The following is a 14,964-nucleotide window of genomic DNA, read 5'->3' as shown; positions in this document are numbered from 1 at the left end:
AAATCATATAAATAACTTGTGCTAATATACTCAATAATTTTTTTTTGTCAAGAGTTTTTCGAGCATTTGGAAATTTTTTTTTGCGAGGTAAAAATTTTTATGTTGGGTGAATTACGCGATTGAAGAGAAATATTTTTCTTTGGAAAACTTGTTTGATAAAGTTTCTTTAAGAATTTGATTTTGTTTTTTTGTTAGAGAAGGATCATCAGAAATTATTTCGAAAGCTGTATTGCGGGCTTGTAAAATCAATTCATAATCTTCGCTCAGATCTATGAATTTAAAATCAGGCAAACCACTTTGCTTAATTCCAAAGATGTCACCCGGACCACGGAGTTTAAAATCTTCTTCTGCAATTTTGAATCCATCGGAATAATTAACCATTGCACTTAACCTTTTCGCGGCAATGCTTTTTTCTTTTTCTTCATCAGTTATAAAGAGGAGGTCGTTTTGTGTTTCTTCTTTGCTTAAATAATTTTTCTTTGCAACGAGAATGCAATAAGATTGTTTAGTCCCTCTGCCAACTCTTCCACGCAATTGATGGAGCTGCGATAATCCAAAACGTTGAGCTTCTTCAATAACGATAACAGTTGCATTCGGATTGTCAATTCCAACTTCAATGACTGATGTAGAGACCAAAATATTGATTTCATTCTTATTAAATGAATTCATGATACTTTCTTTTTGTTCTGCGCTAAAACGGCCGTGTATCATTCCAACGCTAAGATCCTGGAAAACATTGTTTTTTAAGTTTTCATAGTTTGAAATAGTATCCTCTAAATCCATTTTCTCCGATTCTTCAATCAGAGGAAAAATAATATAAACTTGGCCGCCAGCTTTGACTTCTTTACGAACAAAATTATACAATCGTGCTCTTTTATTTGTGTCAATCAGAAATGTTTTTATCGGAAGTCTATTTTTGGGTAAAGTTTTTATTAATGAAAAATCAAGCTCCGAATAAAGCGTCAATGAAAGTGTGCGTGGTATTGGCGTGGCTGTCATCACAAGTAAATGGGCTTCTTTTCCTTTCAATTTTAATTTTGCACGCTGAGCAACACCAAATCTATGCTGCTCATCCACTATAACATATCCAAGTTTACAAAATTTAATATTATCTTCGATCAACGCATGTGTTCCGATAACTAAACTAATTTCTCCCGATTCAATACTACTTAAGCATTTATCTTTAATCTTTTTTGGAGTACTGCTTGTAAGTAAACAAATATTTATAGGTATATCGGATAATAACTTAACAAAGTATTGATAATGCTGAAATGCCAGAATTTCGGTTGGCACCATCAATGCAGTTTGAAATCCATTATCAAATGCGATCAATGCAGTGATTAGAGCAACTAAAGTTTTTCCGCTGCCGACTTCACCTTGTAAAAGTCTATTCATGGAATAACCAGATTTGAAATCATCGAATATTTCATGGATTACTCTCTTTTGGTCTTCAGTTAAGTTATATGGAAGTACTTTATCGATAAAAAACCGAGTATTATCACCGACTTTCGAGAATTGGATTTCCGAATTTTTCTTTTGCCTATTAAATCTATTTTGGGAGGAGATAAGTTGGAAATAAAATATTTCTTCGAACTTCAATCTTTTTTTTGCAGCATTCAATGATTCATTAGATTGTGGAAAATGCATTTCCTTGATTGCAGTTTGAATATTAGTGATTCCACAATTTTTTAATATATCTTGACTAAGTGTTTCTGAGATTTTGCCGAGATGCTGGTCGATAGCATTCTTAATAATTGCTCGAAGTGTATATGAACCAAAATTATGCTGCTTTAACTGACTGATTCCTCTTAAGCTGTAATAGGGAACAATGCTGCCTGTATTGTAAAAATTTGGATTGTCGATGTTCTTCAGAAAATCAAAAGTAGGATGTATTAATGTTGGTTCACCATATTTATTGGCTGTTACCTTCCCTGAAAAAGCAGCGATATTTTTATCTTTAAAGATCTTTTCAAAGATCGCAACACCTTCGAAGTAAATAATTTTCAATTTCCACTTTGATTCAATAAGGTTTAACTCAAGTATTGGTTTACGTCTAGTGTAAATTCTCCGAATGTTAGTTATCTTACCGATAAACGTAACCTCTCCATTGAATTTTTTTTCAAGGATTTTTGCTGCTGATGAAATGGGAACGACTGAAGAGCGGTCATAATATCTTGACGGGAAATAGTGCAAAAGATCCTCGATGTTACCAATCCCCAATTCATTGAGAATTTTTTCCCTCGATTCACCTACACCTTTTAGGTACCTTAACGAATCTGATTGCAACTACGAATCCCTTACTTTTTTTCTAAAAGTTTCATAATCAAATGTAATAAAAAATCATCGTGTGTGATATAAATACTTGAAAAGATTTTAAAATAAAAAAGGCACCCGAAGGTGCCTTTTACACGAACATAATAAATGCTGGTTAGTAAACCGCTTTGATTATTACCTCGCCGTTGCTTGTTCCAATATCCACTACAACACGGATAGTTTTTTCAGTTCCGTCTGCCTTCGAGGTGACAAATTCAACTAAAGCTGAGGATGCAGCTGCAGCTGTAATAGGCAGGGTAGTAAGATCAACTTTTCCAGATCCAGAAGTGCCGTATATGTTAGTCCAAATGCCACCAGTTCCACCTGAATTATATGTTGTTGATTTTTGTATAAATGATCCAGGAGTTGCCAACCAATGCATATCATAAGCACCGGTTGTGTATCCTTGGTTATAACTTCTCATAGAGTTTGTATCTGGCGAAACAACGTGAACGGTTGCCCGGCCTGAAAGTACTTGTGCAAGTGAATCAGTTCTCCATGGTGAGCGGGAAGTACCTGAACCAGCGGGTGCATAAAGACCCCATGAAGAGATGTCTGTTAACACAATGAACATTCTTTGCGCACCTGAACGCCAAGAGAAGTTTTGGAAAGCATACCATAATCCATCAAATCCGCCTTCAGGTAAATCACCTCCATAATAACCTTTCCAACCAGCTCTTAAACTATCTATGAAATTATAAATAGGTCCGGCTGAATCGATAGTTGCTGTAAGATTGTGATAACCGACAACTGTGAAGGCACCAGGATCTGTGTTAGATGCGATTCCATTAATTGATTGTGGTATTCTTACGTCGTTATTGTCGGAATACGCGATTGCACCGCAACGAACATCCAATTTTCGATCTTTAAGATTCTTTAGAAACGAGGTGATGCTTTCCTTCACACCATTGATTGTACCTGACATAGAACCAGTAACATCAATAACAAAGACAATGTCAGTACCTAATGAGGTTGAACCAAGAGGTGTAATTTTTATTCCTTTCACGACACCATTTTCAATGACTGTTAAGTTTGATGTTGTGTAAGTAATAGGAGTTGTTGTGCCTGGAATTAAAAGTCCACCGACATTAACTTTAATTCTGTTTGGATTTCCAGGAGTAGTTGAAACCGCGCATGCTGGTTTCATCGGTCCTAATTTAGTTGGAGGGGGTGCTGTTCCTGGATCCTTTGGAATATCCGTATTATCGGAAGATGTTGAGTCACTTTTCTTAGTACAACTTGAAAAAGTTAATACGAAGAAAAGTGCAAAAACTAAAAAAGAGAAAGAAGTGGTTACAAAGAATTTTCTCATAAATACCCTTTCATTTTTGATTAATTGTTCCACGATTTGTATTTAAAATAAGAAATTTTATATGAGATGCAAACGGATTTTCAGACAAAAAAGTCTTAGAAATTTATGACCAAATTTCTTCCTTTGGCTGGCGGGTCATTAATTCAGTGGTTGCTAATGTTGGATCTTTCTGCTCATACAAAATACGGTAAACTTCAGTACAAATAGGAACTTCGACGTTTACTTTTTGAGATAATAAATGAACACTTTTAGATGTTGCAATTCCTTCTGCTACCATGCTCATCTCGGATAGAACTTGAGATAGAGTTTTACCTTTCCCAATCTCTTCACCCACGAATCGATTTCGGGAATGCTTGCTCATACATGTTACGATAACATCTCCCATACCGGATAAACCAGCAAAAGTTTCGGGCCGCGCACCGAGAGCAATTCCAAGTCTTGAGATTTCAGCAATTCCACGAGTCATTATTGCGGCTTTCGTGTTGTCGCCAAATCCAGCCCCATCACAGATACCCGCGCCAATTGCTATAACGTTTTTTAACGAACCGCCAAGTTCAACACCCACTAAATCATTGGAAACATAAACTCTAAAATATGGATTCATGAATTCATTCTGCACAAACTTTGCTGTATCATAAGAATTTGAGCCAACAACTACTGTTGTCGGAATTTTTCTGCACACTTCTTCGGCGTGACTTGGTCCTGAAATGGTTGTAAGATGGTCTTGTGAAATTTTTGGGAAAACATCTTTGATTATTTCAGACACTCTTTTCAAAGAAGTTGTTTCAACTCCTTTTGCGAGGTTTACTATCATCGAATTTTTAATAAGCGTAAAATCAATTTTTTGGAGAATGCTTCTAATAAATTGTGTTGGAATTGCCAATACACAAAAATGTTTTTTTTGAAGTGCAAGAGAGATGTCAGATGTAATTTTTATTTCTTTTGGAATTGAAACGCCTGGGAGAAATACTTTGTTTTGTCTCGTTTCGTCGAGAAGCTTTGCATAGTCTGAATTGTACTCCCATAATGTCACGTTATGCCCGTTCTCATGAAGCATGATAGCGATTGTAGTTCCCCATCCGCCAGCCCCTACAACGCTGCAATTCATATTACAAATTATTTTTTCTTAGTTAATAAAGGAATTCGTTTAATTCTATTTTCTGTTCCAGCGAATAATCTTTTGATATTGGTACGATGTGTATAAACAATCAATAATGCTATTCCAATCGTAAAAACGATTAGTGTTTTGTAGCCTTCAATGTGAACATGAAACATATTTTCGCGGATATAAAGAATAATCGGAAGTGCAATTGCTGCACTTATTGAGCCAAGCGAAACATATCGGAAAGAAATCAACGTTAAAACAAAAATAGCTCCGGCGATTAACACATCTATGGTGATCAAACTTGCAGTCATCCCCAAAGCAGTAGCCATTCCTTTTCCCCCCTTAAATCCAGCAAAAACAGTCCATACGTGACCAATTATTGCACAAACTCCGGCAAGCAATTGGATAAAAGTGAAATCATCGAATGGAGTTGGATTATCGAATGGGATATCGCCGAAATGTAATCGAGCCACAAACACAACTGCTATGACGCCTTTGAAGGCATCAAGCAATATCACCAACACCCCGTATTTCCATCCAAGCGTTCGATATACATTTGTCCCGCCAGCATTTCCGCTGCCGTGATTTCTAATGTCAATTCCTGCTGCGAGTTTACTTACAATTATACTTGTCGGAATTGCTCCTACCAAATAGGAGAGTATTAAAACAATAATGATATTAAACATCGTAACCTGTAATTAAACGTGACAAACTTATTTATTAAATATAAGAATAGCAAGGCAGGAAAAAGATTATTTCAGCAGGAAATTAGCGTATTCTAAATCGAGGTTGGTGGTAATTTTTCGATTTTCACCTTTAATTTCATAGAAGTAGACAGGCCTCCCAATTCGCTCCACAATTGAAGCTTCATCTGTTCCGATAAAATTTTGCTCCCATGCACGATTAAAAGCTTTCCTCAGAATTTCATAGGAAAAGATTTGCGGTGTTTGAACGAGCCAGATTTTATTTCTATCTAATGTTTTTTCTACAAATGAATGTCCGCTTTTAATTGTGTCGCTTGCTTTGACAGCTGCGACAATAGATTTGAACTTTTTTGCGGATAAGATCAGTTCATTAATCTCAATTGAAGAAATAAATGGTCGGACCGCATCGTGGACGCAAATTAAATCCGAAGGCGAAGCGTAAGAATTTTTAAAAGCATTGTAAACCGAGTGCTGTCTTTCTTCTCCGCCAGTTACAATTGTGGTAACTTTTTTCAGCTTATACTTTGAGATAAGTTTGCTTGTATGATCAAGATATTCACGTCCCGAAGAAATTAATATCTCATCTATGAAATCGGCTTGCTCAAATTTTTCAATCGTATGAATCAGAATTTCTTTGCCGGAAATTTTCAAAAATTGTTTAGGCAGATAAGATTTCTTCCCTTTTAATGAGGATTCAATCCTTCTGCCTAAACCAGCACTTGGTATAATTGCAATGACTCTCATCAGATGATTAGCATTGCATCGCCGTAGCTCAAGAACCGATAGTTCTCTTTTATAGCTTTCTTATAAGCTTTCATTACAAAATCATAATCACCAAACGCAGCAACTAACATGAGCAACGTTGATTCAGGTGAATGGAAGTTTGTAATAATTCTATCAGCGATTTTAAAATCGTAAGATGGAAATATAAATTTATCCGTCCATCCGCGGCTCGGAGTTGATAATCCTCCGGCTGTAACACTTGATTCCAAAGCTCGAACTGTACTTGTACCACATACAAATACTTTATTCTTGTTTGTGATAGATTTATTAATCGTTTCTGACGTTGACGGATGAATATCGTAATATTCAGAATCCATTTTATGCTTTGTTAAATCTTCTACTTCAACCGGACGAAATGTACCAAGTCCTATGTGTAAAGTAACCGGGACAACCTTAACGCCTTTTTTCTGAATTTTTTTCAAAAGTGATGGCGTAAAATGAAGTCCTGCAGTGGGAGCTGCAACCGAGCCATTATACTTTGCAAATATGGTTTGGTAATTCTTTTTGTCTTTGGGAACAACATCTCTTTTAATGTAGGGAGGAAGTGGAACTGTACCAATTTTTTCAACCACTTCATAAATATCTCCATCATAATTAAACCGGACTGTTCTGCCTCTAGAAGTTGTGTTGTCAATGATTTCACAAGTTAGCTCATCATTGAAATAGATCTTATTTCCAATTCTAACTTTTCTTGCAGGATCGACAATGACATCCCAAATTTTTTCAGTTGAGTTTAATTCGCGAAGCAGAAACACTTCAATCTTAGCATGCGTCTTTTCCTTTTTCCCGAACATTCTAGCAGGGAATACCCTTGTATCGTTGATCACTAAGGTATCACCTCTGCCGAAATATTCATGGATATCAGAAAATTTCCTCTTCTCAATAGTCTTATCTTCGCGATTCAGCACCATAAGATTGCACTTATCCCGTGGATTTGCAGGATGCTTTGCAATCAAATTTTTGGGCAGTACATACTTAAAATCTGATAGTTTCATATAATCTTAACCTAATTTATTTCTGATTATTTCTTTTTACTTTTTTTTGATTTTATTGTTTTCTTAACCGCTTTTCTTTTAGGAACTGTTTTCGGTTTTGCATCTCCCATTTCACGGACGACAGCTCGTGCTGCGGCTAAACGAGCGATCGGAACTCTGAATGGCGAACAGCTGACATAATTGAGACCCAATTTATGACAGAAGATGACCGATTCAGGTTCACCGCCATGTTCACCGCAAATCCCAATTTTCAAGTTTGGACGGGTTGTACGACCGCGTTCAACAGCAAGTTTCATTAAATCGCCAACACCTGCTTGATCGATTGATTCAAATGGATCTTTTGGCAAAATATCTTGCTCAACATACGCAGGAAGGAATTTACCGGAGTCATCTCTCGACAATCCAAATGCTGTTTGGGTCAGGTCATTCGTACCAAACGAAAAGAACTCGGCTGACTTGGCTATCTCATCGGCAGTAACACATGCGCGAGGCAATTCTATCATTGTGCCGACGGTGTAATCAAGTTTAATCCCTTTTTCTTTCATAACCTGTTCTGCAACTGTGCGGACAATTTTTTCCTGAAGTTTTAATTCATTCAAGTGTCCGACAAGCGGAATCATTATTTCTGGATAAACTTTTTTTCCGCTTTGCTTTACTGTACAAGCAGCTTCAAAAATTGCACGCGCCTGCATTTCGGTTATTTCTGGATAACTCATTCCAAGACGGCATCCTCTAAATCCTAGCATAGGATTGAATTCCTTTAAGCTTTCCATTTTGGCTTTAACCGAATCGACAGTCATACCCATTCTATTTGCAACTTCTTGAATTTCTTTATCTTCATGAGGCAGGAATTCGTGAAGTGGCGGATCGAGAGTTCTGATTGTAACTGGTTTCCCTTCCATAACTTCGAAAATTCCTTCGAAGTCACCTCTTTGTAGTGGAAGAAGTTTTGCTAAAGCATTTTTTCTTTCTTCAAGAGTATTCGATAGAATCATTTCACGGACTGATTGGATCCTATCACCTTCAAAAAACATGTGTTCAGTACGGCAAAGTCCAATTCCTTCAGCACCAAATGAAATTGCATTCTCGCATTGTTCAGGTGTATCAGCATTGGTACGGACTTTTAGCCTTCTTAATTTGTCAGCCCAAGTCATTAAGCTGTTATACTTTTGGTAAACAGGCGCATTCTCTGGAGCTAAAGTTTTATTAATTAACACCTGAATTATTTCAGAAGGTTTGGTATGAATTTCACCGAGAATGACTTCGCCGGTTGATCCATCGAGTGAAATATAGTCGCCCTGCTTTACAACAAAGTCTTTACCTTTAGATCTCATCTCTTGAGTTTGATAGTTAATCTCTAACGAACCGCATCCAGCAACACAAACTTTTCCCATCTGGCGGGCAACGAGTGCTGCATGAGATGTCATACCGCCGCGTGCAGTTAAGATTCCCTGAGATGCATTCATTCCGCGGATATCTTCGGGAGATGTTTCGATACGAACAAGAATAATTTTATCTCCTCGTTTTGCCCATTCTTCGGCATCTGGTGCATTGAATACCACTCTTCCAGTTGCCGCACCGGGACCAGCGTTCAATCCTTTCGCGAGTAATCTGCCTGAATCGATTGCATTTTTCTTTTCATTATGATCAAAGATTGGACGTAATAACTGATTTAATTGATCCGGGTCAATCCTGCGAATGGCTTCTTCTTTAGAAATAAGTTTTTCTTTAACCATATCAACAGCCATAGTAACTGCGGCAAAGCCAGTTCTTTTACCAACTCGGCATTGAAGCATCCAAAGTTTCCTTTGCTGAACGGTAAATTCAATATCCATCATATCTTTATAATGCTTCTCGAGAGTTTTACGGATCTTATCTAATTGATTGTAAGTTTCAGGCCGGGAATTTTTCAATGTTGATATTTCAAGCGGGGTTCGTGTTCCGGCAACGACGTCTTCACCTTGTGCATTGAATAAATATTCACCGTAGAATTCATTCGCACCGGTGGCAGCATCTCGTGTGAATGCTACTCCAGTTAATGAGTCATCTCCCATATTTCCGAATACCATTGATTGAACATTAACTGCAGTTCCCCAGCTTTCTGGGATATCATTCATTTTACGGTAAGCTTTTGCACGATCGTTCATCCATGAACTGAATACGGCACCTACCGCACCCCATAATTGTTTCCATGGATCATCAGGAAAATCGTGACCAGTTCTAACTTTGATTTCACTTTTGAATTCCGAAACTAATTCTTTGAAGTGCTCGGTTGTTAATTCACTATCTTCGGTTATATTGTTTTGATGTTTCTTCCTTTCAATTATTGCTTCAAAAGGATCAATCTCATTTTTTTCTTGAGGTTTCAATCCAAGCGCAACATCACCGTACATTTGAACAAATCTTCTGTACGAATCATAAACGAATCTCTCATTTTGCGTTTTATTGATCAAAGCTTTAACAGTGTTGTCGTTCAATCCAAGATTCAATACTGTATCCATCATCCCCGGCATTGATGCACGAGCACCAGAGCGAACAGATACTAACAGTGGATTTGTATTGTCTCCAAATTTTGCCCCCATCGCAGTTTCGACTTTTTTGAGGGCATTTTTTACTTCACTCTCAAGTCCTTTTGGATAAGTCTGTTTGTGCTGATAATAATATGTACAAACTTCTGTTGTAATTGTAAATCCTGCCGGAACAGGTAATCCAATGTTCACCATTTCGGCTAAGTTTGCACCTTTTCCACCGAGCAAAGCTTTCATCTCGGCTTTACCTTCGGCTTTTTTCCCGCCAAAAAAGTATACGAATTTTTTGTTTACTTTCTTTACCATTTCGGTTCTTACTCCATCTATTATTTTAAATTATTAATAAACCATTCTAATATATTTTTTGAAAAATAGTTTTGTTCTCTATCAATCATCCTTTCAGGATGCCATTGAACAAGCAGAATCGGTGATTTATTTGAATCATCTTTCCACTCAAGCGATTCAATGATCCCATCGCTCGAAGTTGATGTTATTCGTAGATCGCTTGCCACCTTGTCAACAGCTTGATGATGAGAACTATTTACATTTCCAGTTTTATTATTTGTTAATTTGAATAACAAACTCTTTTTTTCAACATTGATGTTGTGAACCAAATCAGAGGACGAATTATTGTCCTTTGATCTGTGATTCGGAATATCCTGAGATAATGTTCCACCTAGAAAGACGTTTACAATTTGCATTCCACGACAAATTCCCAGCACTGGCATTTTGGATTCGATCGCATGCTTGAAGAGTTCTGATTCGAATGCATCACGCTTTTCATCAATCTTTTTTGATAACCCATGTGAATTATCATGACCATAAAAATTTGGATGAACATCTCCGCCGCCAGGCAAAAGCAGGGCAGAACACTTCAGTAAATCGTTCGCAGAGCTAAAGTCATGAGAGAGATTTGCTATTTCGACTGATGGATAATTAACACTAATCCACTCAATATAGTTTTGAATTTTGCTGCCGTAATATGATAATCCAATTTTTATCATTAATTAATCCGTAAAATTTTACTTACGAGTCCATCCAAGTTTTCAATTTCTGCAAATATTTTTGTGTGTAAAAAATTAATTCCGCTTTGTTCAATTTTCTTTGAATGTTTCGTCAAACGAATGAAATCCTTCTCAGTTGTAATTGCGAACTCGCTGCCAATCTCATTGCATAATTGAATTAGTTTATCAATGTCATAATCATTAAAATTGTGATGATCGTTAAAGGCAACTTGTTGTGTGATAGTTAATCCCAAATTTTTTAATGTTTTAAAAAATGAATCAGAATCGGCAATTCCACAAAATGCAAGAACTTTTTTGGTTAATACTTCACCAACTGAGATTTTATTTTCCATATTGCGATAGAAACCATCCAATTTGTATTTACATGAGTAAGTGTTTGGCTCCGTAGATTTATCATGCCCAGAACTGAACTTATAATTTAGGATGATAGAATTGTATTTATTCAATCTAGTCCTTGATTCACGCAAATTTCCTGCTGGGAGATAAATTCGATCGAAAATAGATTTATTTTCTTCGTTAATCACTGCGATTGTGTAATCTTTTTTAATTTTTCTATTCTGTAATCCATCATCCATAAGTATGAGCTCAGCAACAAACGATTCGGTGATTTTCTCGATCGCGTAGACTCTATCCTCTGATACATAAATTTTTGCGTCAGGTAAACGAGAAAACATCATAGCAGGCTCATCACCAAATTTTTCTGGATTAGGTTCATTAACTTCGAGAAAACCTTGCGTCTTTCTCTTATAACCTCGCGAAAGAATCGCAATTTTCTTTCCTCGAAGTAAGAGTTCTTTCGCAACGGTAATAGCGATTGGAGTCTTTCCTGTACCGCCTGCTGTAATATTTCCAATACAAATGATTTTTCTATCAGCATTATAACTTGTTAAAATATCTTTGTCATATAAAAAATTTTTTACTGAAATAAATATCCAATACAAAAAGCTAAAAGGAAAAAGAAGTAAACGAAAATATTTCACAAATATTTTTCAGCTTTTTGTTGGAGTTTATTCAGTTCAGTTTCTAATTCAGCATTAATTTTATCGTAATCAGATTTTTCAAATCCTTGCGCGATTATTTTTTTATCAGAAAAAATCAGACTCGCACTAGAAAAAGGTTTTGGGATTTCAAATTTATCCCAAGAATTTAAAACGAATTTTTTCGAGTACGCTGTCCCGCAAAGTACGATTGGAACTTGTGTTCTCATCGATGCAATTAATCCGCCGATTTTCATTTTATGAATTGGTCCGCGAGGTCCATCAGGAGTAATTGCTAATGATGAGCCGTTCATCAGGACATTTTGCATATCATTCATAACTTCTTTTGAATCCTTCGAACTTGAACCGCGGATTAATTTATAATTAAACTTTTTTAACAACCGTGATAATATTTCACCATCTTTACTCTGGCTCACAACTGCAGTGAAATTATTATTTCTATTAATAAACCAAGGCAGCAGCATTGAGCCATGCCAAAACATAAAAACATAATTTTCACTAGATTGAACATTGTTTACAATTTTAATTTTAATTGTCCTGCACAACAGTGATAATAGTGCTGGTAAAATCGCTAAGCCAATATTTTGAATGAAACTTCCTGACATAATTACTTAAGTATTAATTCTGCAGCTCGCCGCGATGCGCCAAGTTCTCCCAATTCATTTTTTAATTCTCTGAACGATCGTTTTAATGTTTCGCGATATTTTTCATCAACAAGGAGCTTTTTAAGCTCCGTCGAAATTTTCTCAACAGATGCATCATGCTGAATCAATTCTTTCACAACTTTCTTTCGTGAGACAATGTTTGCTAATGCAATCGAATCAATTTTGATCAAACTCTTTCCTAAAAGGTAACTTAGTCGAGAAGTTTTGTACACAACAACAAAAGGAAGCTGAAATAGTGCCGCTTCAAGCGTTGAAGTGCCGGATTTAATAATCCCCGCATCGGAATATTTTAATAACTCGTAATTTCTGTTATAAATTATTTTCGCTTCTTTATCAAACTGGTGATATAAACTGTCGGAAAAGTTCGACACAGCCGCAACAGCAATCTGGATGTCCAAATTTTGTTTTAATTTGCTTGCGGTTAGGATTGATATGGGAAGAATCTTTTCAATTTCCTGTTTCCTGCTGCCTGGAAAGATTGTAATAAGCTTTTTCGATTTATCAAATCCAAATTCTTCAAAGAATTTTTCTTTACTCTCAAATTGATAATCATTAATTGATTCGAGCAAAGGATGTCCAACAAATTCTGCTTTGATGTTATGCTCATTATAAAATTCCTCCTCGAATTTGAAAACCACCAGCATTTTGTGAATGTATTTTTTTATAGTGTTCACTCTATTCTTTCCCCACGCCCAAATCTGAGGAGAGATGTAATAATAAATTTTTCGTTTTGCTGAGAACAAATTCTTTGCAAGACTAAGATTGAATCCTGGATAATCGATTAAGATTATCTTTTCTATATTTCGGTTTTCTACTTCAGATTGTAATTCTTTCTTGATACGTTTCATGAATGGAATGTGCTTTATTACCTCAGTAAAACCAAGGAACGAAACATCTTTTACATGATGGAGTAATTCAACTCCAGAATTACGCATTCTATCACCGCCAATTCCAAAAAATTTCAAAGAACTGTCAAACTTCAATAACTCATCAACAAGCCGGCTGCCATGAATATCTCCTGAAACTTCACCAGCAACAATCAAAATCTCTTTCACTAATACCTTCTAATAAACCAAATTAAAATAAGCGCAAGTGCAACAATTCCCCAAGCCTGCATCGATCGGATTTCGGAATTGAATCCTTTCTTAAAACTATATGGCGGCTGTTCAGTATTTCCGCTCGAATATTTTTTAAGCTTTGGAATGAACCGATTTACATTATGCAAATAACTTTGAAAAGCGTCACCAAATTTGGAAGAGAGAAAATTTTCCTCTTCCTTAATTATAAAATAATATTGAGCCGCAAATAAAATTACGCCAAACACTTGAAGATAGGGGAAGAGTGCATTTGACATAACACTCAATCCAAAATAAATTATGATGTTTCCAATGTATAAGGGATTTCGTACAAAAGCATAGGGACCACTAATTACTAAATATGTTCCACCTACTCCATCTGTTGTTCTCGTCTCGGAACCAGTCCATGAGTTAGACCAAATTCTTATGTATTCTCCTAACAGAACTAATACAAAACCTGTAATCAAACTAATTATATTCGGTTTGCAGTAGAGAAGCATAATTATCAAAAATGGAATTGGAGTGTAGCTTCTATATTTGAATAAAAATTCTCCGATGTTCATTATGGTTCCATCATATATATTTCACGGCGCTTGAGTTCGGCTTGATGTCTTTTCTTAATTCGCTTCTTAGTCAAAAGTTTTTCAATTGCTTCTCTGACATCATCAAAATTCTTAAAAGGAGAAAAAGAAATTCTATTTTTCTCACAGTGGAGTAAAAGTTGATTCTTTGCGAAAATATAATCGCAGAATTCAATTGGACACGCATCGGATAAACCATCGCCGATGTATATAGTGATTTCATCATCACCGCTTTGATTCAAAACATGATTTCGTTTGCAGTTGGCGCATTTCTTACATTCTGAATCAATGTAAGGATAGATCATTTCGGCAGTTCCATCAGATTTTATATCAATCGAGTTCGAAAAATATTTTACGTTTATCCCATGGTTCTTAAATAATCTTTCTTTATAAAGATCGAGACCATCGCTCAAGACTGTAATCTCAATATCACTCTCTCTGCAAAACTCAACAAAGGGAAGAAAAGTGTTGTCGATTTTCTGTTCGTCAATAAATTTGTGAGCTTTTTCAATTGTCAAATCCTTAATTGTAGAACATTCAGTTGAGAGACATTCGATTGATGAGATAATCCCTTTTTCCCACTTTTCAACAGCTTCGTCGCAGATTATTGAATCGCCGAAAAATCTATAGAAATGATTTCCGATGTCATTCACTGCGATTGTTCCATCAAAGTCGCAAAATATTTTGAAAGTGTGATCACTCATTTCATTAATAGCATCTTTTTAGAATCAATATACGAAATTTTGCCACTCTCATCTCTTGCCTCAAGCTTATAAATGTAAACACCGGATGAAAACTTATTCGCATTGAAATTTATTCTATATGAACCCTCAGACTCAAATCCCATAGTAATTCTATCAACTTCTTCTCCAAGTATAT

General features: G+C 36.0%; 13 protein-coding genes. All 13 read right to left on the bottom strand.

Annotation, left to right across the window (positions count from 1 at the left end; genetic code table 11):
- Positions 1–111: 111 nt before the first annotated feature.
- The 13 genes from recG to FJ213_06715 all read right to left on the bottom strand — a co-directional run bounded on the left by recG (position 112) and on the right by FJ213_06715 (position 14,789).
- Positions 112–2,286 carry an ATP-dependent DNA helicase RecG gene (gene recG, locus FJ213_06775; protein MBM4175861.1) on the bottom strand — a complete coding sequence of 725 codons (2,175 nt, stop codon included), beginning with the start codon at positions 2,284–2,286 and terminating at the stop codon, positions 112–114.
- A gap of 142 nt (positions 2,287–2,428) precedes the next feature.
- Positions 2,429–3,625: a VWA domain-containing protein gene (locus FJ213_06770; GenBank protein ID MBM4175860.1), complete on the bottom strand. Its 1,197-nt coding sequence runs from the start codon at positions 3,623–3,625 to the stop codon at positions 2,429–2,431.
- Positions 3,626–3,728: 103 nt separating this feature from the next.
- Complete coding sequence (locus FJ213_06765; protein MBM4175859.1) at positions 3,729–4,733, bottom strand: NAD(P)H-dependent glycerol-3-phosphate dehydrogenase; 1,005 nt, start codon at positions 4,731–4,733, stop codon at positions 3,729–3,731.
- Between the two features lie 8 nt (positions 4,734–4,741).
- Positions 4,742–5,416: a glycerol-3-phosphate 1-O-acyltransferase PlsY gene (gene plsY, locus FJ213_06760; protein MBM4175858.1), complete on the bottom strand. Its 675-nt coding sequence runs from the start codon at positions 5,414–5,416 to the stop codon at positions 4,742–4,744.
- A 66-nt stretch (positions 5,417–5,482) separates the two neighbouring features.
- A complete protein-coding gene (gene ispD / locus FJ213_06755; protein MBM4175857.1) occupies positions 5,483–6,178 on the bottom strand; it encodes a 2-C-methyl-D-erythritol 4-phosphate cytidylyltransferase in 696 nt (231 codons plus the stop codon).
- Complete coding sequence (gene queA, locus FJ213_06750) at positions 6,178–7,212, bottom strand: tRNA preQ1(34) S-adenosylmethionine ribosyltransferase-isomerase QueA (GenBank protein ID MBM4175856.1); 1,035 nt, start codon at positions 7,210–7,212, stop codon at positions 6,178–6,180. The genes ispD and queA overlap by 1 nt, the downstream gene beginning before the upstream one ends.
- A gap of 26 nt (positions 7,213–7,238) precedes the next feature.
- Entirely contained in the window at positions 7,239–10,046 is a 2,808-nt protein-coding gene (locus FJ213_06745; protein MBM4175855.1) for a pyruvate, phosphate dikinase, read from the bottom strand.
- A gap of 20 nt (positions 10,047–10,066) precedes the next feature.
- Positions 10,067–10,744, bottom strand: coding sequence for a gamma-glutamyl-gamma-aminobutyrate hydrolase family protein (locus FJ213_06740; protein MBM4175854.1), 678 nt, complete (start codon positions 10,742–10,744; stop codon positions 10,067–10,069).
- Complete coding sequence (gene lpxK, locus FJ213_06735; GenBank protein MBM4175853.1) at positions 10,744–11,751, bottom strand: tetraacyldisaccharide 4'-kinase; 1,008 nt, start codon at positions 11,749–11,751, stop codon at positions 10,744–10,746. Before lpxK ends, FJ213_06740 begins: the two co-directional genes overlap by 1 nt.
- On the bottom strand, positions 11,742–12,368 hold the full coding sequence (locus FJ213_06730) for a DUF374 domain-containing protein (protein ID MBM4175852.1): 627 nt from the start codon (positions 12,366–12,368) through the stop codon (positions 11,742–11,744). Before FJ213_06730 ends, lpxK begins: the two co-directional genes overlap by 10 nt.
- A 2-nt stretch (positions 12,369–12,370) precedes the next feature.
- Positions 12,371–13,483, bottom strand: coding sequence for a lipid-A-disaccharide synthase (locus tag FJ213_06725; protein ID MBM4175851.1), 1,113 nt, complete (start codon positions 13,481–13,483; stop codon positions 12,371–12,373).
- Positions 13,483–14,067, bottom strand: coding sequence for an isoprenylcysteine carboxylmethyltransferase family protein (locus FJ213_06720; protein MBM4175850.1), 585 nt, complete (start codon positions 14,065–14,067; stop codon positions 13,483–13,485). The genes FJ213_06725 and FJ213_06720 overlap by 1 nt, the downstream gene beginning before the upstream one ends.
- Positions 14,067–14,789, bottom strand: a complete 723-nt coding sequence (locus tag FJ213_06715; GenBank protein ID MBM4175849.1) for an HAD-IB family phosphatase — start codon at positions 14,787–14,789, stop codon at positions 14,067–14,069. The genes FJ213_06720 and FJ213_06715 overlap by 1 nt, the downstream gene beginning before the upstream one ends.
- Between the last annotated feature and the right edge of the window lie 175 nt (positions 14,790–14,964).

The organism is Ignavibacteria bacterium (assembly GCA_016873845.1).
In the GTDB taxonomy this organism is placed as follows: domain Bacteria; phylum Bacteroidota; class Ignavibacteria; order Ch128b; family Ch128b; genus JAHJVF01.
The sequence above is the reverse complement of the archived record's forward strand: the minus strand, read 5'-3'. Positions and strand labels throughout refer to the sequence as shown.